At 65.1% G+C, this 1,021-nt stretch carries 2 protein-coding genes; one reads left to right on the top strand and one right to left on the bottom strand.

The window, feature by feature from the left end:
* The coding region (locus tag A5673_RS25730) for an LppP/LprE family lipoprotein (RefSeq protein ID WP_197518472.1) at positions 1–340 on the bottom strand (340 nt) is incomplete at its 3' end.
* A 344-nt stretch (positions 341–684) separates the two neighbouring features.
* On the opposite strand from A5673_RS25730, the gene A5673_RS25725 reads away from it, so the two are divergent.
* On the top strand, positions 685–1,021 hold a 337-nt coding region (locus A5673_RS25725; protein ID WP_156748637.1), incomplete at its 3' end, for a hypothetical protein.

Below are 1,021 nucleotides of genomic sequence, written 5' to 3'. Positions count from 1 at the left end.
TGGGAGATTCGCGGTCAGCCGCAACCCGATCTACGTCGGCTTCTTCGTGTTCCTGGTCGGCCAGCGGGGTGTTGTGGTCGAAGAACAACAGCTGCTGCGGTGTCGACTCGCTGGCGATGGTGGGGATGATCTGAACCCAGTACAGGCGGCACTTGTTGGTGTGCCCCCTTGCGATTTCGACCCAGTTCGAGCCCGGTACCTCGACGGGAACCGACGCGATGGCCCGGCGCACCGTGTCGGCCGTCGGCCCGTCGGAGTCCTTGCACACCTCGGCGTGCGGCGCCGGCGGTGCCGAGGGTTTTCCGCCGCAAGCCGTAACCAACAAAAGCAGCAGAATCACAAACTGGCGACGCACATTGTGAGCTTAACGAAAACTGTGAATGTCCCATCTGTTTCGTCGGAACCCCTATTCCGAGGCGCAATTCGGGCGGCCCATGGGTAATCTGGGCGGCGTCGCGGATCGGCGTTGACCTGCGATTACCCGATTGGCATCGGGTTTTCCGGACACTTCACAGTCGGCTCCGGATCCGATGAGAGGAAGCCGTAAAGCGGCGGAAACATCGGGCGCCCGATGCCGAAACATCCTTGTCGCACCATTTAGCGCGATAGGCCCTTGCGCGCTCGAGGAGGGAAGTAGGCGTGGCTACCGAGCCTCGCGGCGCCCGTACCGACGCCGTGAACAGCATGTGCGCCTACTGCGGCGTCGGCTGCGGCATGGTGTTACAGGTCACAACGGATCCGCAGAGCGGCCGTCGTCACGTCGCGAAATCCGTTGGGAACAGCAGCCACCCGGCCAACTTCGGCCGGTTGTGCACCAAGGGCGCGACCACGTCGGACATGCTGGCCGCGCCGGGCCGGTTGGAGGCCGCACACGCTCGGGCCGACCGCGGCGAGGCCCTCGAACCGCTCGACATGGACGACGCGATCGCCCGCAGCGCCCAGTGGCTGCGGTCGATCATCGACCAGCACGGCCCCGACGCCTTCGCGATGTACGTGTCCGGCCAGATGTCCCTCGAGGCCC

The organism is Mycobacterium sp. E3198, assembly GCF_001667015.1.
Classification (GTDB): Bacteria; Actinomycetota; Actinomycetes; order Mycobacteriales; family Mycobacteriaceae; genus Mycobacterium.
Note: the sequence above shows the minus strand (reverse complement) of the source record. Positions and strands in the feature narration are given on the sequence as shown.